21 protein-coding genes are annotated in these 22,655 nt (G+C 55.0%); 6 read left to right on the top strand and 15 right to left on the bottom strand.

Features of this window, described 5'->3' with window-relative positions:
- Positions 1-279 precede the first annotated feature (279 nt).
- On the top strand, positions 280-795 hold the full coding sequence (zur, locus tag GBC03_06560) for a zinc uptake transcriptional repressor Zur (protein ID QFS69888.1): 516 nt from the start codon (positions 280-282) through the stop codon (positions 793-795).
- Positions 796-872: 77 nt separating this feature from the next.
- Here zur and GBC03_06555 read toward each other — a convergent pair whose 3' ends face one another.
- The 4 genes from GBC03_06555 to GBC03_06540 form a co-directional block, all read right to left on the bottom strand.
- Positions 873-1,082, bottom strand: coding sequence for a CsbD family protein (locus tag GBC03_06555; GenBank protein QFS73930.1), 210 nt, complete (start codon positions 1,080-1,082; stop codon positions 873-875).
- 130 nt (positions 1,083-1,212) lie between these two features.
- Complete coding sequence (gene dinF / locus GBC03_06550; protein QFS69887.1) at positions 1,213-2,538, bottom strand: MATE family efflux transporter DinF; 1,326 nt, start codon at positions 2,536-2,538, stop codon at positions 1,213-1,215.
- Between the two features lie 93 nt (positions 2,539-2,631).
- Complete coding sequence (gene lexA / locus GBC03_06545; GenBank protein QFS69886.1) at positions 2,632-3,240, bottom strand: repressor LexA; 609 nt, start codon at positions 3,238-3,240, stop codon at positions 2,632-2,634.
- 123 nt (positions 3,241-3,363) lie between these two features.
- A complete protein-coding gene (locus tag GBC03_06540; protein ID QFS69885.1) occupies positions 3,364-3,732 on the bottom strand; it encodes a diacylglycerol kinase in 369 nt (122 codons plus the stop codon).
- Positions 3,733-3,902: 170 nt separating this feature from the next.
- On the opposite strand from GBC03_06540, the gene plsB reads away from it, so the two are divergent.
- On the top strand, positions 3,903-6,323 hold the full coding sequence (gene plsB, locus GBC03_06535) for a glycerol-3-phosphate 1-O-acyltransferase PlsB (protein ID QFS69884.1): 2,421 nt from the start codon (positions 3,903-3,905) through the stop codon (positions 6,321-6,323).
- Positions 6,324-6,458: 135 nt separating this feature from the next.
- Here the strand turns inward: plsB and GBC03_06530 are convergent, their stop codons facing one another.
- The 5 genes from GBC03_06530 to malK form a co-directional block, all read right to left on the bottom strand.
- Positions 6,459-7,331, bottom strand: a complete 873-nt coding sequence (locus GBC03_06530; GenBank protein ID QFS69883.1) for a 4-hydroxybenzoate octaprenyltransferase — start codon at positions 7,329-7,331, stop codon at positions 6,459-6,461.
- A gap of 12 nt (positions 7,332-7,343) precedes the next feature.
- The gene (gene ubiC, locus GBC03_06525) at positions 7,344-7,841 is read right to left on the bottom strand and encodes a chorismate lyase (protein ID QFS69882.1); all 498 of its coding nucleotides are present in this window, start codon (positions 7,839-7,841) and stop codon (positions 7,344-7,346) included.
- A 180-nt stretch (positions 7,842-8,021) separates the two neighbouring features.
- The gene (gene malM / locus GBC03_06520; GenBank protein ID QFS69881.1) at positions 8,022-8,966 is read right to left on the bottom strand and encodes a maltose operon protein MalM; all 945 of its coding nucleotides are present in this window, start codon (positions 8,964-8,966) and stop codon (positions 8,022-8,024) included.
- 192 nt (positions 8,967-9,158) lie between these two features.
- Positions 9,159-10,460 (bottom strand): maltoporin LamB, encoded by a 1,302-nt coding sequence (gene lamB, locus GBC03_06515; protein QFS69880.1) that lies wholly within the window; start codon positions 10,458-10,460, stop codon positions 9,159-9,161.
- 74 nt (positions 10,461-10,534) lie between these two features.
- Positions 10,535-11,644, bottom strand: coding sequence for a maltose/maltodextrin ABC transporter ATP-binding protein MalK (malK, locus tag GBC03_06510; GenBank protein ID QFS69879.1), 1,110 nt, complete (start codon positions 11,642-11,644; stop codon positions 10,535-10,537).
- Between the two features lie 368 nt (positions 11,645-12,012).
- Between malK and malE the strand changes: the two genes are divergently transcribed.
- The 4 genes from malE to GBC03_06490 all read left to right on the top strand — a co-directional run bounded on the left by malE (position 12,013) and on the right by GBC03_06490 (position 16,141).
- Positions 12,013-13,203, top strand: a complete 1,191-nt coding sequence (gene malE, locus GBC03_06505; GenBank protein ID QFS69878.1) for a maltose/maltodextrin ABC transporter substrate-binding protein MalE — start codon at positions 12,013-12,015, stop codon at positions 13,201-13,203.
- A 126-nt stretch (positions 13,204-13,329) separates the two neighbouring features.
- Entirely contained in the window at positions 13,330-14,874 is a 1,545-nt protein-coding gene (malF, locus tag GBC03_06500; protein ID QFS69877.1) for a maltose ABC transporter permease MalF, read from the top strand.
- A gap of 100 nt (positions 14,875-14,974) precedes the next feature.
- Positions 14,975-15,865, top strand: coding sequence for a maltose ABC transporter permease MalG (gene malG / locus GBC03_06495; protein ID QFS69876.1), 891 nt, complete (start codon positions 14,975-14,977; stop codon positions 15,863-15,865).
- 39 nt (positions 15,866-15,904) lie between these two features.
- Entirely contained in the window at positions 15,905-16,141 is a 237-nt protein-coding gene (locus GBC03_06490) for a hypothetical protein (GenBank protein QFS69875.1), read from the top strand.
- Here the strand turns inward: GBC03_06490 and psiE are convergent.
- The 6 genes from psiE to GBC03_06460 form a co-directional block, all read right to left on the bottom strand.
- Positions 16,069-16,479, bottom strand: coding sequence for a phosphate-starvation-inducible protein PsiE (gene psiE, locus GBC03_06485; GenBank protein ID QFS69874.1), 411 nt, complete (start codon positions 16,477-16,479; stop codon positions 16,069-16,071). The two genes, GBC03_06490 and psiE, sit on opposite strands and share 73 nt — an antisense overlap.
- A gap of 173 nt (positions 16,480-16,652) precedes the next feature.
- Positions 16,653-18,749 (bottom strand): YjbH domain-containing protein, encoded by a 2,097-nt coding sequence (locus tag GBC03_06480; GenBank protein ID QFS69873.1) that lies wholly within the window; start codon positions 18,747-18,749, stop codon positions 16,653-16,655.
- A complete protein-coding gene (locus GBC03_06475; protein QFS69872.1) occupies positions 18,749-19,486 on the bottom strand; it encodes a hypothetical protein in 738 nt (245 codons plus the stop codon). Before GBC03_06475 ends, GBC03_06480 begins: the two co-directional genes overlap by 1 nt.
- Positions 19,483-20,121: a hypothetical protein gene (locus GBC03_06470; GenBank protein QFS69871.1), complete on the bottom strand. Its 639-nt coding sequence runs from the start codon at positions 20,119-20,121 to the stop codon at positions 19,483-19,485. Before GBC03_06470 ends, GBC03_06475 begins: the two co-directional genes overlap by 4 nt.
- A 63-nt stretch (positions 20,122-20,184) precedes the next feature.
- A complete protein-coding gene (locus tag GBC03_06465; GenBank protein ID QFS69870.1) occupies positions 20,185-20,427 on the bottom strand; it encodes a hypothetical protein in 243 nt (80 codons plus the stop codon).
- Between the two features lie 450 nt (positions 20,428-20,877).
- Positions 20,878-22,524, bottom strand: coding sequence for a glucose-6-phosphate isomerase (locus tag GBC03_06460; protein ID QFS69869.1), 1,647 nt, complete (start codon positions 22,522-22,524; stop codon positions 20,878-20,880).
- Between the last annotated feature and the right edge of the window lie 131 nt (positions 22,525-22,655).

Genomic DNA, 22,655 nt, shown 5'->3' with positions numbered 1-22,655 from the left:
AGTAAGCCCATTTTATTCGCAGGTGAAAATCGTCTCTGCCAGTATCAACCGGACAAAGCTGGAGCATTGCTGTGATTAACAAGGAAAAAGTTGCCTGTTTTGCCCCGTCCTTTTATCGCCGGGGCGTTTATTTTTGTGACATGCCTCAATATATATAGAAGAGTTTGTAAATCAGGGAAAGATTAGCGGGCGATTTATCGCTCTGGCCTGGAACTCGGCGTTTCTCCCATAACATGATAAAGTGAGGGTTTTCTTACTCCACGCGATCCGAGGTGCCCAATGGAAAAGACCACAACGCAAGAGTTGCTGGCGCAAGCTGAAAAACTGTGCGCGCAACGCAATGTGCGCCTGACCCCACAGCGCCTCGAAGTGTTGCGTCTGATGAGCCTGCAGGAAGGCGCGATTAGCGCTTACGATCTGCTCGACCTGCTGCGTGAATCCGAACCGCAGGCCAAGCCGCCAACGGTCTATCGCGCCCTCGATTTTCTACTTGAACAAGGGTTTGTGCATAAGGTCGAATCCACCAACAGCTACGTGTTGTGCTACCTGTTCGATCAGCCGACCCATACTTCCGCCATGTTTATCTGTGACCGCTGCGGCGCGGTGAAGGAAGAGTGTGCGGAAGGCGTGGAAGACATTATGCATACGCTGGCAGCGAAGATGGGATTTGCCCTGCGCCACAATGTCATTGAAGCACACGGATTATGTTCAGCCTGCGTGGAAGTAGAAGCCTGTCGTCATCCTGGCGAGTGCCAGCACGACCATTCGATTCAGGTTAAAAAGAAGCCCCGTTAAGGGCGTGGGCGGCACGCGATGCCGCCCGAAGCAAACAGAGGGGTGTACATCCTTGTACTCACGGGTAAGAGGGGGGATTACCAGCGATAGTCGTTGCGTTTTTCCCAGCTATCGACCTCTTTCTCCGCCTGGTCTTTCGCGTAACCATAACGTTCCTGGATTTTACCCACCAGTTGATCACGCTTACCTTCAATGACCGTCATATCGTCATCGGTCAGTTTGCCCCACTGCTCTTTCACTTTACCTTTGAACTGTTTCCAGTTACCGCCGACTTCGTCTTTATTCATCATAAAGTCCTCTTTATTAGGCTGTGAATAGTGAGAGTAAACCGCCCAACTGCGTTCGTTTTCTGCTGGACGTGAGATTAAGTGTAGTCATAGATTCTGGGTTAAATTCACTATTCAGAATCTTTAACCATTACGAGACAGTAAACCAGGTTCCGTTTCGCCAGTGACGCCGCCAGATCCAGGCTAATGACAGCCCGCGCAGCGCCAGAAATACCGCCAGCGCCAGCCATAAACCGTGATTACCCAACACGGGTAGCGCGAATAGCGTCAGCGCAAACCCGGCGGCGGCCACCGCCATGCTGTTGCGCATTTCAGCCGCCCGCGTTGCGCCGATAAACATGCCATCCAGCAGATAGCACCAGACGCCGACCAGAGGCAAAATCGCCTGCCAGAGCAGGTAGCGATCGGCCAGTTGTTGGATTTGTGGTAGTGATGTCAGCAGCGCAACGATCGGTTCGCCGGCGAGTAAATAAACCAGTGAAAACAGCAGCGCGACGATACCTGACTGGCGGCACGCGGCACGCCAGACTTCCAGTAACTGACTGCCGTCGCGGGCACCATAGGCCTGACCAGAATGCGCCTCCACGGCGTAAGCAAAGCCATCCAGCGCATAGGCCGTAAATGTCAGCAGCGTCATCAATACGGCGTTAACGGCGATGATATCGCTGCCCAGTCTGGCCCCCAGCACGGTGATAGCGCCAAAGCAAAGTTGCAGCAGCAGTGAACGCAGCATGATGTCGCGATTGAGCGCCAGAAGGCGACGAATGTTTCCCCGCCAGGCCTGTTTGAGCATAACGAGGGAGACGCCACGCAGGTGCAACACTTTACGCACCATCAACAAACCGATCAGCAGCGTCGCATATTCCGCGATCACCGTCGCCAGCGCGGCTCCTTGCACGTTCATGTGCAACCCCATCACCAGCCAGAGGTCGAGCACAATATTCAGGATATTGCCGACAATCAGCAGGATCACCGGCGCACGCGCGTACTGTACGCCCAGTAACCAACCGAGCAATACCAGATTCGCCAGCGATGCCGGGGCGCTCAGCCAGCGAATGGCCAGAAACCGTCTTGCCTGTTCCAGTACCGCTTCGCTACCACCCACAATGTGCAGCGCCAGATCGATAATCGGTGTACGAAAGAGCGCAATCACTGCCCCTGCGCCCAACGCCAGGATCAGCGGTTGCACCAGAGCCCGCGCCAGCGCCTGAGGATTCTTCGCACCGAACGCCTGCGCCGTCAACCCGGTCGTGCTCATGCGTAAAAAGAGCAGGAGCATGAACAGAAAACTGGTTGCCGTCGCCCCCACCGCCACCCCGCCGAGATACACGGGGCTGTCCAGGTGACCAATGACCGCCGTATCCACCAGTCCCAACAGCGGAACGGTGATATTGGAGAAAATCATCGGTAAGGCGAGACGCCAGAGCGCTTTGTCAGCAGGAGCAAAAAACGGCATGGAGCGAGCCTGAGAAGAGGTCATAACGAGAGTGGTGAGAGTGGTGAGAGTGCCGGATAGCGGCGTAAACGCCTCATCCGGCCTACAGGAATACTACAGCCATTCACCGTTACGGATGACGCCAACGGCCAATCCTTCGATGGTGAAATTCTGTTCGCGAAGGTCAACCAGGATAGGTTTAAATTCGCTGTTTTCAGGCAGCAACTCAACTTTGTTGCCCTGTTTTTTCAAGCGTTTGACCGTCACTTCGTCGTCGATACGCGCCACAACCACCTGGCCGTTACGCACATCCTGGGTTTTGTGTACCGCCAACAAATCGCCATCCATAATGCCGATATCTTTCATCGACATTCCGCTGACGCGCAGCAGGAAATCGGCATTCGGCTTAAACAAAGACGGATCCACCTGATAATGGCCTTCAATGTGCTGCTGCGCCAGCAAGGGTTCGCCCGCCGCAACACGACCGATGAGCGGTAAACCCTCTTCTTCTTCCTGCAGCAGTCGAATGCCGCGAGAAGCGCCGGAGACGATTTCAATTGCTCCTTTACGCGCCAGCGCTTTCAGGTGTTCTTCAGCCGCGTTTGGGGAACGGAACCCCAAACGCTGTGCGATCTCTGCACGCGTCGGTGGCATACCTGTCTGGCTGATGTGATCCCGAATGAGATCAAACACCTCTTGTTGCCTGGCCGTTAACGCTTTCATTCCGCCCCCTGGGTGTATATACAGTTATGCTGTGAGTATATACAGCTAAAGGTGATTTTGGAACCACAAACTGCACATTCAACAGCAGATTTAACCTGTTATGGAATCAGGGTCGAAAAAACCTTAGCGAAAATGTGTCCACAGCAGGATGCCCCAGGTGATCAGCGCCACAATGATAGAGAGCAGCACCGCCGCCGAGCCCATATCTTTTGCGCGACCAGAGAGTTCGTGATAGTCAGAACCAATACGGTCCACCACGGCCTCGATGGCGCTGTTCAGGATTTCAACAATCATGACCAGCATGACGGAGCCAATCAACAGCACGCGCGTAATGGCATCCACATCCAGCCAACAGGCGATAGCCACGGCCAGCAGAACCGCCACGCTCTCCTGACGGAACGCGGCCTCGTTAATCCACGCGGCGCGAAAACCTTTCCAGGAATAGCCTGCGGCTTTGATAATTCGGGTGAATCCAGTGGTATTATTAGCCATTAAAAGAACCTTTTTGCATTATTGGCGTCAATGACATTGTCTTGTTAACTCATGTGATTCGAGTTAAGGCAACGCGGCGCGAAGTATGACGGGATACACCAGAAATTCACATGACTTTCTGATATCCTTGCAACGCAATTGCATTATTAACCAGAGGCTTTACATCGTTTATGTCCGGCTGGCCACGAATTTACTACAAAATCCTGAATTTACCATTAAGCGTACTGGTAAAAAGCAAGTCTATTCCGGCAGATCCTGCCCCGGAGTTAGGACTCGATACCTCTCGTCCAATTATGTACGTTTTACCGTACAACTCCAAAGCGGACTTGCTGACGCTGCGCGCGCAATGCCTGGCGCACGATCTCCCCGACCCATTAGAGCCGCTGGAGATCGATGGTACGCAGTTGCCGCGCTATGTGTTCATTCACGGCGGACCGCGGGTGTTCACCTATTACACGCCGAAAGAAGAGTCCATTAAGCTGTTCCATAACTATCTCGACCTGCATCGCAGCAATCCGGATCTGGATGTGCAAATGGTGCCGGTGTCGGTGATGTTTGGACGCTCACCGGGTCGCGAGAAGGGTGAGGTTAACCCGCCGCTGCGTATGCTTAACGGCATCCAGAAATTCTTTGCCGTCTCCTGGCTGGGTCGCGACAGCTTTGTCCGTTTCTCTCCTTCCGTCTCCCTGCGCCGCATGGCCGATGAGCACGGCACGGATAAAATCATTGCGCAGAAACTGGCACGCGTGGCGCGTATGCACTTTGCCCGTCAGCGACTGGCTGCCGTGGGGCCACGTCTGCCTGCACGTCAGGATCTCTTCAACAAGCTACTGGCGTCCAAAGCGATTGCCCGCGCGGTAGAAGATGAAGCGCGCAGCAAGAAAATCTCCCATGAAAAGGCGCAGCAAAACGCGATTGCGCTGATGGAAGAGATCGCCGCCAACTTCTCATACGAGATGATTCGCCTGACTGACCGTATCCTGGGCTTCACCTGGAATCGGCTCTATCAGGGGATTAACGTTCACAACGCTGAGCGCGTGCGCCAGCTGGCGCACGACGGGCACGAAATTGTCTATGTTCCCTGCCACCGCAGCCACATGGACTATCTGTTGCTCTCATACGTGCTCTATCACCAGGGGCTGGTGCCGCCGCATATTGCCGCGGGTATCAACCTGAACTTCTGGCCGGCAGGCCCGATCTTCCGCCGCCTGGGCGCGTTCTTTATTCGTCGTACCTTTAAGGGCAATAAGCTCTATTCCACCGTCTTCCGTGAGTATCTGGGCGAACTGTTCAGCCGCGGCTACTCGGTTGAATACTTTGTCGAAGGCGGTCGTTCCCGTACCGGTCGTCTGCTGGATCCGAAAACCGGCACGCTGTCGATGACTATCCAGGCGATGCTGCGCGGTGGCACCCGTCCGATCACCCTGGTGCCGATTTACATCGGTTACGAACACGTGATGGAAGTGGGAACCTATGCCAAAGAGCTGCGCGGGGCAACCAAAGAGAAAGAGAGTCTGCCGCAGATGCTGCGTGGCTTGAGCAAGCTGCGTAATCTCGGTCAGGGCTACGTGAACTTTGGCGAGCCGATGCCGTTGATGACGTACCTGAATCACCACGTGCCGGAGTGGCGCGAGTCTATCGATCCTATCGAAGCCGTGCGTCCGGCCTGGCTGACGCCAACGGTGAACGGGATTGCGGCAGAGCTGATGGTGCGTATTAACAACGCGGGTGCGGCAAACGCCATGAACCTGTGCTGCACCGCGCTGTTAGCTTCTCGTCAGCGTTCGCTGACCCGCGAGCAACTGACCGAGCAGCTCAACTGTTATCTGGATCTGATGCGCAATGTGCCGTATTCCTCTGATTCGACCGTGCCATCTGTCAGCGCCGGCGATCTTATCGATCACGCGTTGCAGATGAACAAGTTCGAAGTCGAGAAGGATACCATTGGCGATATCATCATTCTGCCGCGCGAGCAGGCGGTGCTGATGACCTACTATCGCAATAACATCGCGCATATGCTGGTGTTGCCTTCACTGATGGCGGCGATCGTCACCCAGCATCGTCATATTTCCCGCGAAGCGCTGCTGCAACACGTTGACGTGCTCTACCCGATGCTGAAAGCCGAGCTGTTCCTGCGCTGGGAGCGTGATGAACTGGCAGGCGTGATTGACGCGCTGACGGCTGAAATGCAGCGTCAGGGGCTGATTACCGTTCAGGACGACGAGCTGCATATCAACCCGGCCCACTCCCGCACGCTGCAACTGCTGGCGGCGGGCGCGCGCGAAACGCTGCAACGCTATGCCATCACCTTCTGGCTGCTGAGCGCCAACCCGTCTATCAACCGCGGGACGCTGGAGAAAGAAAGCCGCACCGTGGCGCAGCGTTTGTCCGTGCTGCACGGTATCAACGCACCGGAATTCTTCGACAAGGCGGTGTTCAGCTCACTGGTGCTGACCCTGCGTGACGAGGGTTACATCAGCGATACCGGCGATGCGGAACCGGGCGAAACGATGAAGGTGTATCAGATGCTGGCGGAGCTCATCACGTCGGATGTGCGCCTGACGATTGAGAGCGCAACACAAGGCGAGTAATACATAGAAAAGCCGGTCGAGATGACCGGCTTTTTTTATGTCAGATTGCCGGATGGCGGCGTTCCGCCTGATCCGGCCTACATCAGCTTACCGTTTGGTAGGCCCGATAAGCGCAGCGCCATCGGACAAGATGCTTTATAAGTGCCAGTAACTCATCGCCAGACCGATAAAGAGTACCAGTCCCACGTAGTTATTGTTCATGAACGCTTTGAAGCACGCTTCACGTTCGCGGTTGGCAATCAGCTTCTGCTGCCAGACAAACAGCGCGCCAGCGACCAGTACAGACCAGTAATAGCCCAGCCCCAGGCCGTTCAGCCAACCAATCAGCGCCATCAGCGCCAACACCGCCACCTGCAAGATACCGATGATCAGCTTGTCATGCTCGCCAAACAGAATGGCGGTCGATTTGATGCCGATTTTCAGATCGTCATCGCGGTCAACCATCGCGTACTGCGTGTCGTAGGCCACCGCCCACAGAATGTTGGCCAGGAACATCAGCCAGCAGCTCAACGGTACCGATTCACTCACCGCCGCGAAGGCCATCGGAATCGACCAGCCAAACGCCGCCCCCAGCACCACCTGCGGTAGATGGGTGTAGCGCTTCATAAACGGATAGACCCACGCCAGCGCCAGCGCCGCAATTGACAGCAGAATGGTCATGGTATTGAGCGTCAGCACCAGTAGAAACGAGAGCACCACCAGCACGACAAACAGCGTCCGGGCCTCTTTCTCCGTCACCGCGCCGCTGGGCAACGGGCGGTTCGCCGTGCGTTTAACATGCCCGTCGAATTTCCGATCGGCATAGTCATTAACCACACATCCGGCGGCACGCATCAGCCAGACCCCGGCGACAAACACCGCTAGGATCCACAATTGAGGGACTCCAGGGGTCGCCACCCACAGCGCCCACAGCGTCGGCCAGAGCAGCAGTAAGGCGCCGATGGGCTTATCCGTACGCATCAAGCGGTGAAACGCCAGCAGCTTATTCTGCGTCAGACTCCACTCCATTTTATTTTCCTCTTAGTACAACGGTGATGCGGGTAAAAACAGTTCGGTCAACATCAGCGGCTTACCGCTCAGTCGCAGTCGGGAACGGCGTCCCCACAGCCCGACATCACAACCAATTTCAATAAAATCTCGGGTCAACGTCGATGATGTAAACAGATAACGCCCCAGCGGGGTCTTGCCCAAATTTTGTAGGGCCAGCTCAGGGCCAGACAGCGTGGATTCGGGCACCACGGTGCGTCCGGCCAGCCAGGGTTCATCATCGGCACATAACAGGATTTCACGCAGCCAGTAGCGGGTTTCTTTTGGCAGTCGGGTTAGCTCTTCCACCACCTCATGTTGACCCACAAATCCTTCCCTGATCAGTGTCACAGTGACCCGTTTTCCCTGCTGCTCAAAACGTTTTGTCATGGAATCTTCCAGTAGCAGCCAGTCGAGCTGTTCTGGGTCCAGGGCGGGGATCTCTTCAAAATAGCGCAGCGCACGCAGTTGCGTTAACGCGGGGTGTGACATGCCTGACTCTCCGTTTCATAACTGAAAGGCATTGTATCGCAGAAAAGAGCTTACGGGAGATGGAAACATAATTAAGTGATCTGTTGCGCAACAGAAGCGTAACAAGTCGCAGGAAATGCTAAAAAAAAGGTGCGCCAGATGACGCACCAGTTGTTGCAAATCAGCAATGTGGGGAGAACATTACCCCTTGCCTTTTACACTGCTGATAAAGGTGGAACGGGCAGATGTCGATCCCAGACGTTCAGCTTCATCAAGCAGTTTCAGCGCTTTATCAACGTCGCCTTTGGCAACGGCGTCTTTAATCGCTTTGTTAAAGTAGCTTTCGGTGTCATTCAACATCGGCTCGCTTTTCTTCGCAGGTGCAGGAGTCACCACCGGCGCGGCAACAGGTGCAGCATAGGTCGGCGCAGGGGCGGCAGTATTCCCCACCGTCACCGGACCTGGGCCGGAAGAACCAAACAGTGGCCCCACCAGCACGCTGGAGCTGCTGTTGGTTTTCACTTTCAGCTTCAGCAGGCCGTCGGTGGTATGACGGGCAATCGGATCCGGAATATCCGGAACAGAGTTACCCACCCCTTTGGCATAGGCTTTCGCCGGGTCGAGCAGTTTGGTGGTCTGCTGGAGATCTTTCTCGGTCGTAAAGACCAGAACATAAAGTTTCTGCTGGCCCAGTGCTGGCGTCAGGCGCATAACCCCTTCCAGGCGATCCGCGCTCATCACGCCGGGCTCCTGGTAGGTGAAATAGCTGCTCGGGAAGAACGCAGAAGGCGTCATGTTCTGATCAAGAATCAGGACGTTGGGCGCAAATACGCTGGTCTGTTTGTTCACTTCGCTGGAGAGCGTGATGTTTAACTCCCCAATGTTCGCCGGTACGCTGTACGCGGCAACCGGACCGGAAATGCCAGCCACGTCAAGACGCTGACCGCCAGTCGAAAGCTGCGTCGTTTGCGTGTTGGACTGGTCAACCGGCGTCCAGGTTAACTGCTGGAGCGCAGTCGTCGGAATCGTCGGCGCAGCGCTGGTATTTTGCGGCACATAGTTAACGTCAGCCAGGCTGATGCCCGGCGCACTGGCAAATAACCCTGCGGATAAACAAAGGGCGACGAGACTTTTCTTCATTTTCATTGTTATCACCTCAGAAAGCGTGGGTTCAGCGGTGGCCAGGCAATAGCGCGCTAAACCAGATGATGCCGGATGGCGGCGGACGCCTTATCCGGCCTACAAACTGGTGCCGTAGGCCGGATAAGCTTGCGCCATCGGGCATTGCAGCAGTTTGGGAGGGGCTTTCGCCCCTCGTTACGTCAGGTTAGTGCTGGATTACCACCAGATTTCCATCTGAGCACCGAAGGACCACTCATCGTTGTCACCACGGCTGAAGGTATGCGCGCTGGTATCGCTGTAGGCGATGCCGTTGTCGTAACCCCATTTTTCATCCCACTTCGCGTAGGTTGCGAAGACACGGATAGCCGGGCGAGACCAGATGCTGTCGCCAGCCTGCCATTGTTGCGCCAGGGTGATTTTGTACTGGTTGTTGGTGTCGTCGGTACGCTGAGATTTCACGTTGTCGTAACCGACTTCCATCAGGGTGCTCATGATCGGTGTCCATTTGAACATCGGACGCACACCCACGGTGTACCAGGTTGTACCGTTTTTATCGTCACGATCGATATCCTGATACATACCGACGTACATCAGATCCCAACGGTCGCCCAGGGAGATCGCGCCGTGGTCGAGGATACGCACCAGAGAACCGTTGTTGTTGGTTGTGATGTTATCGCTGTCATTGATAGTGTAGGTACCCTGTGGGATCCCTTTACCCTGGGTGGTCATCGCGTCAGTCGCGTACTGAACGACAAACTTGTTGTAGCCTTTCAGCATGCTCTGGGTATGTTCAGCGGTGAACATCCAGCCGTCTTTGGTTGCGCCGTCAACGTAGTGGTAACCGTCAGTTTTGTTCGCGCGACCGTAGTCAACACCCAGCTCCAGCACGCCGTCCGGGTTGGTTTCCAGACCGGCTAAACGCACGTCGAACACGTCGTTGGCGGTGTCTTTGTAATCGCGATAGACATCGTTGCTGCTAAAGATGTACGAGCCGCCCGCTTCCTGAGAACGGGTGGCAGCCAGAGACAGCTTACCGAAGCCCAGGTCGATGTTTTCAAGACCGGCACCAGGACCCGAGATATCCCAGTAGTAGAAGTCGATCATGTGAACGTCATGACGCTGATAGAAGCGCTTACCTGCCCAGATGGTGGAGCCTGGCAGCCAGTCGATCAGGTTTTTACCCTGTACGTTAGCTTCACGGAATGCCGGGTCAGTGGCTTCCCAGTCATTTTGCTGTGCCACAGAGTAGGCAACGTTGGTGTCAAAATAGAAGCTCTTATCACCCTCTTTCCACACTTCCTGACCCAGTTTCAGTTCCGCATAGGTTTCACATTCGTTACCAAGACGGTATTTACTTTGAGCACCGGTTGCCTGGAAACATTGTTGTTCGCCGCCACTACCCGTCCAGCCGATACCGGAACGAGCATAACCATGGAAATCCACTGCCATTGCCTGAACAGACATAATGCCTGCTGCGACGGCAACCGCCAGGGGGAGTTTGCGCAGAGTAATCATCATTCTATCTCCTGAGATCATTGCTTTTCTTTGAACGCTTCACCGTAGGGCTTTGCGCTTTTTTTTAATGGGACACCTTAAACGCCTGGCTCTTTATGCAACCGACGACATGCAGTGCCATCTTCACGGAACAGATGACAACGCTCTGGCGGCAGGCCAATAGCGAATGTGGCGCCCTCTTCTACCAACACCACGTCGTTCTGGCGGTACACCAGGTTTTGACGAATGGCGGGGATCTGGATATGAATCTGTGTTTCGTGACCAAGCTGTTCGACGACCTGAACCTCGCCTTCCAGCGTGACATCGGCGATATCACTGGGTAACAGGTGTTCAGGACGGATACCTAACGACATGTTTACGCCCACCTGCACATCACGGCTGTCGACCGGCAGCCAGACGTGCTGACGGTTCGGTAGTTCAACCTGGACCTGGTCGATGGCCGTCGCGGTAACTTTCACCGGCAGGAAGTTCATCTTCGGCGAACCAATAAAGCCCGCGACGAAGCGGTCTGCCGGGTAGTGATACAGTTCCAGCGGTTTACCGATCTGCGCGACGCGACCGGCGTCCAGCACCACGATTTTGTCGGCCAGCGTCATCGCTTCGACCTGATCGTGGGTAACGTAGATCATCGTGCGCCCAAGGCGCTTATGCAGACGGGAGATCTCGATGCGCATCTGCACACGTAGCGCGGCATCGAGGTTAGAGAGAGGTTCATCGAGCAGGAACACGCGCGGTTCCGCCACCAGCGTACGGCCAATCGCCACGCGCTGGCGCTGCCCCCCCGAGAGGGCTTTCGGTTTACGCTCCAGCAGGTGCGCCAGTTGCAGCACTTCCGCAACCTGGTTAACACGCTGATTCATCACCTCTTTTTTCGCGCCCGCCAGTTTCAGGCCAAACGACATATTTTCGGCAACGGATAAATGGGGATAGAGCGCGTAGGACTGGAAGACCATACCGACGCCACGTTCCGCGGGTGGGATATCGTTCATGCGGGTATCCCCAATATAGAGGTCCCCGCTGGTAATCGTTTCAAGTCCGGCAATCATACGGAGCAGGGTCGATTTGCCGCAGCCTGACGGTCCAACAAACACCACGAATTCCCCTTCGTGAATGTCGAGATTGATATCTTTCGATACCACCACGTCACCCCAGGCTTTCGTTACATTTCGCAGCTGTACGCTCGCCATGCCTTCTCCCTTCGTTACAACCTGTCATTGACAGCAACATTCATGATGGCCTGACTATGCGGGATTCACTGCGTGCGTAAATCCTCCACCCCCGGCTTTTTCATGGGGGAGGAGTCGGGAGGATGAGGGAAGGAAGTCTGAGACCCTGTCCGGGGGAGATCGCGTAATTTCGTGAAGTCCCCCGCAAAAATGAGTCTATTTTTATGTGCGCCAGTACGCATTACTCACATTTCTGCAACACAGATCACATAAAGAGGAGGTGGGGCGTAGGGGTAAGGAGGATGGAAAGAGGATGTCAAATAAGGAGACTGAGTCACGTTGAATCACTGAAGTCATACCACGAGCACATCACCAAAAGGATGGCAGATATGAAGATCAAGACTGGCGCACGCGTTTTCGCATTGTCCGCCCTCGCAGCAATGATGATTTCCGCACCGGCTCTGGCCAAAATCGAAGAAGGTAAACTGGTTATCTGGATTAACGGCGATAAAGGCTATAACGGCCTGGCCGAAGTCGGAAAAAAATTCGAGAAAGACACCGGTATCAAAGTGACCATTGAACACCCGGACAAGCTGGAAGAGAAATTCCCGCAGGTTGCGGCAACCGGTGATGGTCCGGACATCATCTTCTGGGCGCACGATCGTTTTGGCGGTTACGCACAGTCTGGCCTGCTGGCTGAAATCACCCCGGAAAAAACGTTCCAGGACAAACTCTATCCGTTCACCTGGGATGCTGTACGTTACAACGGCAAGCTGATCGCCTACCCCATCGCGGTAGAAGCGCTGTCGCTGATTTACAACAAAGACCTGGTGCCGACCCCGCCGAAGACCTGGGAAGAGATCCCGGCACTGGATAAAGCGCTGAAGGCGAAAGGTAAGAGCGCCCTGATGTTCAACCTGCAAGAACCGTACTTCACCTGGCCGCTGATTGCTGCCGACGGCGGTTACGCATTCAAGTTTGAAAACGGCAAGTACGATGTGAAAGATGTGGGCGTCGACAGCGCAGGCGCGAAAGCGGGCCTGGGTTTCCTGGTTGACCTCATCAAGAACAAACACATGAACGCGGACACCGATTACTCCATCGCAGAAGCGGCCTTTAACAAAGGCGATACGGCGATGACCATCAACGGTCCGTGGGCCTGGTCGAACATCGACAAGAGCAAAGTGAATTACGGCGTCACCCTGCTGCCAACCTTCAAAGGCAAACCGTCTAAACCGTTCGTGGGCGTGCTGAGTGCCGGTATTAACGCCGCCAGCCCGAACAAAGAGCTGGCGAAAGAGTTCCTTGAAAACTACCTGCTGACCGATCAGGGTCTGGAAGAAGTGAACAAGGATAAACCGTTGGGGGCCGTGGCGCTGAAATCCTATCAGGAGCAGTTAGCGAAAGACCCGCGCATCGCGGCCACCATGGATAACGCCCAGAAAGGCGAAATCATGCCGAACATCCCGCAGATGTCTGCGTTCTGGTACGCCGTGCGTACGGCGGTCATCAACGCCGCCAGCGGTCGCCAGACGGTTGATGCTGCACTGAAAGACGCGCAGGGCCGTATCACCAAGTAATGCTGTCGATGTGCCTGATGGCGCTGCGCTTATCAGGCCTACAAACGTCTGTAGGCCGGATAAGGCATTTATGCCGCCATCTGGCACATTTACGACAAGATTTCACCGTTGTAGAGGAAGATCCCCATGGATGCCGTTAAAAAGAGTCACTGGTGGCAGAGCGACATGCTGAAGTGGTCCGCGATCGGATTGCTGGGCCTGCTGGTGGGTTACCTTGTCGTTTTAATGTATGCACAAGGGGAATATCTGTTCGCCATCATGACGCTGATTTTAAGCTCTGCTGGCCTGTACATTTTCGCTAACCGTAAGGCCTACGCCTGGCGTTACGTTTATCCTGGCATGGCGGGCATGGGACTGTTCGTTCTGTTTCCGCTGATTTGCACCATCGCCATCGCTTTTACCAACTACAGCAGCACCAACCAGCTCACTTTCGAACGCGCCCAACAGGTGCTGATGGACCGCTCTTATCAGGCGGGTAAATCCTATAACTTCGGGCTCTATCCGGCAGGTGAAGAGTGGCAACTGGCCCTCACCGACGGCGAAACCGGTAAGAATTACCTCTCCGACGCCTTTAAATTTGGCGGCGAACAAAAGCTGGCGCTGAAAGAAACGGACGCCCTGCCAGAGGGTGAGCGCGCGACGCTGCGCATCATCACCCAGAATCGCCAGGCGCTGAACCAGATTACCGCCGTGCTGCCCGATGACAGCAAAGTGATCATGAGCTCGCTGCGCCAGTTCTCCGGCACGCAGCCGCTGTACGCGCTCGCCGATGACGGCATGTTGACCAACAACCAGAGCGGCGTGAAATACCGTCCCAATAACGACATTGGCTACTACCAGTCCATCAATGCGGACGGTAACTGGGGTGACGAAAAGCTCAGTCCGGGCTACACCGTGACCATCGGCTGGGATAACTTTACCCGCGTCTTCACTGACGAAGGGATCCAGAAGCCGTTCTTCGCCATCTTCGTCTGGACCGTGGTGTTCTCGGTACTCACCGTCATCCTGACCGTGGCGGTCGGGATGGTGCTGGCGTGTCTCGTTCAGTGGGAGTCGCTGAAAGGTAAAGCGATTTACCGTGTCCTGCTGATTCTGCCGTACGCCGTACCGTCGTTTATCTCGATTCTGATTTTCAAAGGCCTGTTCAACCAGAGCTTTGGTGAAATCAACATGATGCTAAGCGCGCTGTTTGGCATCAAGCCGGCATGGTTTAGCGACCCGACCACCGCGCGTTCGATGATTATTATCGTCAATACCTGGCTGGGCTACCCGTACATGATGATCCTGTGCATGGGTCTGCTGAAAGCGATTCCGGACGACCTGTACGAGGCGTCGGCAATGGATGGCGCGGGCCCGTTCCAGAACTTCTTTAAGATTACGCTCCCGCTGTTGATTAAGCCGCTGACGCCGCTGATGATCGCCAGCTTTGCCTTTAACTTTAACAACTTCGTGCTGATTCAACTGTTGACCAACGGCGGTCCGGATCGTCTCGGAACGACCACGCCAGCCGGGTATACCGACCTGTTAGTAAGCTACACCTACCGCATCGCCTTTGAAGGCGGCGGCGGACAGGACTTCGGCCTGGCGGCGGCAATCGCCACGCTGATCTTCCTGCTGGTCGGTGCGCTTGCCATCGTGAACCTGAAAGCCACACGCATGAAGTTTGATTAATCAGAATCACCAGGCGTAATTGGCGCAGCCAGTCTGGATGCTGCCAGCGTTCAGAATGGCAAGTGAAATAGCCTGGAGCGATGTTAAGGAGTAAAAAATTATGGCTATGGTACAACCGAAATCTCAAAAATTGCGTCTCTTCACGACGCACCTGTTACTCCTGATTTTTATCGCGGCCATCATGTTCCCGCTGCTGATGGTTATCGCCATCTCCCTGCGTGAAGGTAACTTTGCGACCGGCAGCCTGATCCCGGAAACCATCTCCTGGGAGCACTGGCGGCTGGCGCTGGGCTTCAGCGTTGAACATGCTGATGGCCGCATCACGCCGCCCCCCTTCCCGGTTCTGTTATGGCTGTGGAACTCGGTGAAAATCGCCGGGATCACCGCGATTGGCATCGTGGCGCTGTCAACGACCTGCGCCTACGCCTTTGCCCGTATGCGTTTTCCGGGTAAAGCCACGCTGCTCAAAGGGATGCTGATTTTCCAGATGTTCCCGGCGGTGCTGTCGCTGGTCGCGTTGTACGCGTTGTTTGATCGCCTTGGCCAGTACATTCCGTTCATTGGTCTGAACACCCATGGTGGGGTGATCTTCGCCTATCTCGGCGGTATCGCTCTACATGTGTGGACCATCAAGGGCTATTTCGAAACCATCGACGGGTCGCTTGAAGAAGCGGCCGCACTGGATGGCGCAACCCCGTGGCAGGCTTTCCGCCTGGTGCTGTTGCCGCTGTCGGTGCCGATTCTGGCGGTGGTCTTTATTCTGTCGTTCATTGCCGCCATTACCGAAGTGCCGGTTGCCTCACTGCTGCTACGTGATGTGGACAGCTACACCCTGGCCGTCGGGATGCAGCAATACCTCAACCCGCAAAACTACCTGTGGGGCGATTTTGCCGCTGCGGCCGTGCTTTCTGCGATCCCGATCACCCTGGTCTTCCTGCTGGCACAGCGCTGGCTGGTCAACGGCCTGACGGCGGGCGGAGTCAAAGGTTAAGTTTCATTGAAGTCCCTGTAATGCCACTGCACCCTCAACTTGTTTTATCCAACTTGTGACTGTAATTCGGCGCTCCACGGAGCGCCTTTTTTTTTGTCTGCCGGATGGCGGCGTTGCCTTATCCGGCCTACTCGCGCTTCAGTTTGTAGGCCTGATAAGCGCAGCGCCATCAGGCAACCACGACACACATTGCCTTATCCGACCTACTCGCGCTTCAGGCGTTTTGAATTACACATCCAGAGCGTGATCACCAGTAGCAGGATCGCCGCCGAATAGATCAGCACATCGAGAGGGGATTTGTGATCGACAATGATCAGCCGGACGATCGCGGTGATCCCGATATAGATGAAATAGCGCAGCGGAAAGTGAAAGCCTGACTGAAAGTACTTCACAATCAGCGCGATAAATTCGAAATAGAGAAAGTAGACAACCAGCCCTTCCACCAGCTCATACTTGCTGGCTTGTTCAGGCGCGAAGAGCACATCTGCCAGATGCAGCGTCTCTTTACCGAGGAATACGACCAGGATCATACCCAGACTCAGCAGCCCAAGGTTCAACACGGTCTGTAGGATCGTGGAGATAAACTCCACGCGCGGACGAGAGAGTGACGTCATAACAGCACCTCGATCTCAGTGGTGAGGTTCCTGTATAACGCAAAAATGTGACGGAGATCTATATTTTTTGTTTATATTTTGTGCAAACCAGAAGAATCGCCCGGTGGCGCTTCGCTTACCGGGCCTATGGGAATGTAGGCCGGATAAGCGCAGCGCCATCCGGCAAAACAACCTTAGCGGAAATTCACGCTTTTATCGCTGGTCATGTCATACAGCTGGAACTTACGTCCAAGCTGCTGACCCCCATCACGCGTCAGCGGCGTCCAGCCCACTGCCGCACGGCTGCGGGTCGGACCAGTAGAGAAGAGATCCAGCGGAATCGACACGTAGACGCCTTTGGTGAAATCCCCTTCGCCATACTCATCCGGCGAGACGTTAGTGAGAGTGGCGTAACCACCGACCACCACGCCGCTGTCGAAGCGTTTAGAGATATCCAGCGTGCCGCCTTTATCCCCCGCCAGATACTGACCGACGCTCGCTTTCACCAGCACGTCCTGGGCGAATGATGGCGTCCAGTAGGCCGTCAAGTGTCCGGTCTTCACGCTGTAGTCGGTGAATTTCATCATGTCCTGTGCGCTGCGCCAGTCACGCTGCTTCACGTAGTTGGCATCCAGGCCAAACGCCCAGTTGCTGTCGACCGGACGGTACAACACTTCCGCTCCCGCCCCACCGTACATGGTTTCAAGATAGCCGCCGTAAACCTGACCATAGAAACCATTACCGAAGTACTGGAAGTAGTTGGCCTGCAGGTTATTCACGTAAACGTCGTTCTGTACGTATTCACGCACGCGGGTACGCACGCGCGGTAGCTTCGAATCGTTCGGCGGGTTGGTGTAGTTAAATTTATCGTAGTTATTGGCAAGGTTGCCAAACAGGCTGCCGGTGGTCAGCAGGTGGTCGGTGACCCACAGATCCGCCGTCGCCATCACGCCCAACTGGTACATGTAGAAGTTTTCCGGCCCCCCCACGGACTGGTTCAGCACCGGATCGAGATGGAAGTCAAAGCGCGATTTATCGATATACCAGCCCTGTTCGGTACTTTCCGGCACTATCGGCTCAAGGCGTTTTTGCGCCAGCGGCGTTTCCTGTCCCAGCGGTTCGCCTTCCAGATGGCGTTTCAGGCTGCTGACGTCCGTTTCGGTGGTCACCTGCGGCAGATTGAGGCGATTTTCCGTCACGCGGATCGTGCGGATCCCCTCCGGGAGATCGTTCATGACGATCCGATTCGCTCGTTCGATCCCTTCACGCGAGTCGCGGTATTTCACCTGCTCGCCCGTCACGTACAGCGTGTCGCCCTTCACCTGAATCTGCGGATCCGCCAGTCCGGCGTTGTATTTCAGCAGCGTCAGTTGGTTCGCTACCACCGAGTGTTGCAGGATCGGGTCCTGCGGCTCCGGCTGATATTTCGGCCGCGCGTTATCGTTATACGACGGCCGCAAATCGTTGAAATTGGTCCGCAGCGTCACCCCAAACATAAAGGTGTTACCGCGTTCGTAGCTGAGGTTAACGTCGGCCCAATCGGTGACGCGGTAAATGGCACCGACGTTAAACTTGCTTTTTTGTTCCAGCTTGCCCGCGAAGTCCTGCTGGTAGTTGTTGCCCTCATATTCCAGCTTCAGTCGCAGCGGTTGCCACGGCGTCTGGTACTCAACACCGCCAAACAGCGACGCCGGACCGTGAAACATCTGACTGCCGTCAATAGAGCCGGCCTGTTTATAGCTGTTATCGCGGTAGCAATATTTATCGCTGTACGAACAGAGCGGATTGCTGACGTTGCCGCTGGTCCCCAGATAACCCCAGCCGAGGCCAAGCGAGAAATCAAACGGTCCCCAGGCTTTATTCGCCACGATGTATTCCGCATCGAACAGACCGGTCCCACCGATATCCCGCGCGCCGACCGACACCTGCGGTGTCCAGTAGCTCTCTTCCCACAGCCGCAACTTCAGGTCGAACGCCTTATCTTTGTAGGTCTGATTGCCCGAGAACGACTCGACGCTACTGTACGGTTTGGTCCGCACGTCGGTGTAGCGCAGTGTGGTTTCCAGCCAGGGGAAAAGCTGCACGGACGCGGAGTAATAACGGTACTGATCGTTATCGCGATAGTTGAGACTCAACTCCCCTTCACGCGCCATGCGCGCGGTTGGGGTCTGTAATAATCCCACGCCGCCAAAATCCGACTGGGAGGGCCCAATCGGTGCCGGATACGTTTCGGCATGGCACGCTGCGCTGATGCCCAGCGCCAGTAAGCTAAGCAGATGTGTTTTTTTCATTATTCGGGTATCCGCTGCGTCAGGGTGTGAAGAATGTCGGCGTTAAGCGCTTCCGGTTCGCTGCTCCAGAAAGCGTCATCCAGGCCGACAAAAATGATGCTGCCGGGCATCGGCTCAACGTGACGCTTATTCCAGTACGCAACCGGCACTTTCTGCGTTCGTCCATCGGGATAAACCACCCATGCATAGCTGCGATCTGCACCGCTGAGCCGCTGTTGTCCCTCGAGATAGCTGACAACATCGCGTCCTGGCATAAACGGCTGCTTTCCGGGACGGCTTATCAGACCAAAGACTGTGACATCCGTCGGCTGCGCGCCTACCCACAGCGTGTAGTTGCCCTGCAATGGCGGATTGCCGCGCTCGCTGACCCGCACAATGTCCGGATCGAGATTTACCCACTGTCGACCTGCCACCTTCAGCGCCTGAATTTGCTGGCGCAGCGCGTTAATGGCGGCTGCACCCTCCCCGCTCTCTTCGCCGCTTAACGCCGCCAGACGCCCCAGCAGCGCCTGCTGCTGGCTCTGCGCCGTCACGGTCGCTTTCTCTTCCGCGATCGCTGCACCGGGCCACCAGCTGTTCGCCAGTCTGGGCTGTCCCACCAGATCGATAAGATGTTCAGCGCCGGTAAGTGTTTTCGGTTCTGCGCTGCCTGCGCTAAAGACCTTAACGGTTCCCGCAGCAAAAACAGATGACGTGCTCAGACTGAAGATCAGTGCCGCAATAGTCCGTTTCATCATGATTTTGCCGCCTTAATCAGCGTGGTTTTCACCGGGAAATAGTTCGCCCCCAGATATTGCTCCGACTGGCGGATTTGCCCTTCGTCATCGACCCAGTAACGGTTATGCCAGCGAGCCTGATCGGTCGTGACGGCTTCATCCAGCACGCGAACCGGGGTCTCTTCGCTGCCGACTTTTACCGTGTCGTTGCCATCCCATGTAAAGACCGAGCGCGCGGTGGCATAGCGCACCTGCTTGTATTCGGTCCAGCCCATCGTGCGTGTCCAGGTCGTGCCGTCGACGATCTGATTTGGTTTATTCAGCGGGTCATCCGCGAGGTTATTCACGTCGATGAGGTTGTCGCCGCCCAGCAGCGTCTTCACCAGACGACCGTGCTGGGTCACGAGGGTGGCCTGATCCTGCGTCACCCATTTCTGCTGTCCGTTCTCTGCGAAAGCGAGCACCACAAACAGCTGCGGCCCGCCGTTAAGCTGCATGTACTGGCTGGCGTAGGGCATGTTTTGAATGTCATCGTCCGTTAGCTGTACGCCGGGCGTGCCAAACAGACTGTCCCACAGTGAGTTGCCCAGTTGCTTTGTCGTGGCTGAGCATGCCTGTAACAGCAGGCAAAGTAGTATGAGTGCAGGTCGCTTCACGACTCTTCTCCAGAGGGGCAAAATAACCACACCGAAGTGTGGTTAGGATTAAATGTACCGATCTTACTGGGTACTGGTGGTCGTGGTAGTGGTGGTCCCGGTATTGGAACCGTCACCGCCGCCGGTTGCCGCAAGCGCGACACCCACCGCCGAACTTACGGTGCTCACGCTGGATGCGGAGGAACTACCCGCCGACACCGACGTTGCTGCCGACCCTGCCGCTTCACCCACCTGAACGGGGGCTGCATAGACAGAACTCGCCGCAAGCGCAGATATGGCAAAAATGCCATACAGAACTTTTTTCATAACAATTTCCCTTCATTGAATGAATGGAGATTTACCCAAAAGCATTTCGGGCGGGATCGAGTATACACAACTAAAGCATGCGAATTACGGCAGGGGGAAATAGCAAGGTGGTTTTAGGATAATTGGACTTTTGCTGAACAATTCATTTTTATAAAAATAATAATAATCATTAAAAACAGCATATTAACATTAAATTCATTTAGCTAAACGATCCGTATTATCCTAAAATAACACTGGGTTATTTTACGGTTATTTATTATTTTAGGATTATGCTCAATATAAAATTGCGGGAAACAACACGGACAACCGGAATTATCTTATAAAAAAAGCCGATAATAATATCGGCTCATTTCATTATTAACTTTCCTGATGACGCTGCGCTTATCAGGCCTACGGTAGAGAGTAGGCCGGATAAGACGCATTAGCGTCGCCATCCGGCACTGCGCCAGATTAACGCCAGTTTTTATAACGGTTAATCAATCCGTTAGTCGAGCTGTCGTGGCTTTCAATCGCTTTATCATCTTTCAGCTCCGGCAGAATGCGGTTCGCCAGCTGTTTACCCAGCTCAACGCCCCACTGGTCGAAGGTGAAGATGTTCAGGATGATGCCCTGAGTAAAGATTTTGTGCTCATAGAGCGCAATCAGCGCACCCAGGCTGAACGGAGTGATTTCACGCAGCAGGATGGAGTTGGTCGGGCGGTTGCCTTCGAACACTTTGAACGGCACCACGTGTTCCAGCGTGGCCGGATCTTTACCCTGATCGCGGTATTCCTGCTCAACCACTTCACGCGATTTCCCGAACGCCAGCGCTTCCGTCTGGGCGAAGAAGTTAGACAGCAGCTTCGGATGGTGATCGGACAGCGGGTTATGGGTAATCGCCGGGGCGATGAAATCACAAGGCACCATTTTGGTTCCCTGGTGAATCAGCTGATAGAAGGCGTGCTGACCGTTGGTTCCCGGTTCACCCCAGATGATCGGGCCCGTCTGGTAATCCACCGGGTTGCCGTTACGGTCAACGTATTTCCCGTTAGACTCCATGTTGCCCTGCTGGAAATAGGCCGCGAAACGGTGCATATACTGGTCATACGGCAGGATCGCTTCGGTTTCTGCACCGAAGAAATTGTTGTACCAGATACCAATCAACGCCAGCAGCACCGGCAGGTTGTTCTCCAGAGGCGTGGTCGAGAAGTGCTTATCCATCGCATGCGCGCCGGACAGCAGTTGCACAAAGTTGTCGTAACCGACGGACAGGATGATCGACAGACCAATCGCTGACCACAACGAGTAACGACCGCCCACCCAGTCCCAGAACTCGAACATATTGGCGGTATCGATACCGAACTCACCGACCGCTTTCGCGTTGGTAGACAGCGCGGCGAAGTGTTTCGCAACGTGTTTTTCGTCACCGGCGGTTTTCAGGAACCAGTCACGCGCGCTATGGGCGTTAGTCATGGTTTCCTGCGTCGTAAAGGTTTTGGACGCCACGAGGAACAGGGTGGTTTCCGGGTTCACTTTCTTCAGCACTTCGGCGATATGGGTACCGTCGACGTTAGAAACAAAGTGCATATTCAGGTGGTTTTTGTACGGACGCAGCGCTTCGGTCACCATGAACGGGCCGAGGTCGGAGCCGCCGATACCGATGTTAACCACGTCGGTGATCGCTTTACCGGTATACCCCTTCCACTGGCCCGAAATAATGGCTTCAGAGAAGGATTTCATCTTCTCCAGCACCGCGTTGACTTCCGGCATCACATCTTTGCCGTCCACGATAATCGGGGTATTGCTACGGTTACGCAGCGCCACGTGCAGCACGGCACGATCTTCAGTACGGTTGATTTTCTCGCCGGAGAACATGGACTTGATGGCGCCCGCCAGATCGGTCTCTTTCGCCAGATCCTGCAGTTTCGCCAGCGTCTCTTCGGTGATGCGGTTTTTGGAGTAATCCACCAGCATCAGATCGTCAAACGTTGCGGAGAATTTGCTGAAGCGATCGCTATCCTTCGCGAACAGATCCGCGATAGTAACGTCCTTCATGTCATCAAAGTGTTTTTGTAGTGCCTGCCAGGCAGAGGTCTGCGTTGGATTGATGTTTTTCATTAGCAATACTCTTCTGATTTGAGAATTGTGACTGGGATCGATTGTAACGCCAGTCACAGAAAAGTGTGATTGTTTTAGTGCCGTTGCCTGGCCACGGTCAAATGCCGCCGAAAAGTATCGTTGTTATAAGC

It is taken from the genome of Citrobacter telavivensis, from assembly GCA_009363175.1.
Taxonomy (GTDB): domain Bacteria; phylum Pseudomonadota; class Gammaproteobacteria; order Enterobacterales; family Enterobacteriaceae; genus Citrobacter_A; species Citrobacter_A telavivensis.
This window is presented reverse-complemented; position numbering and strand designations above follow the sequence as displayed.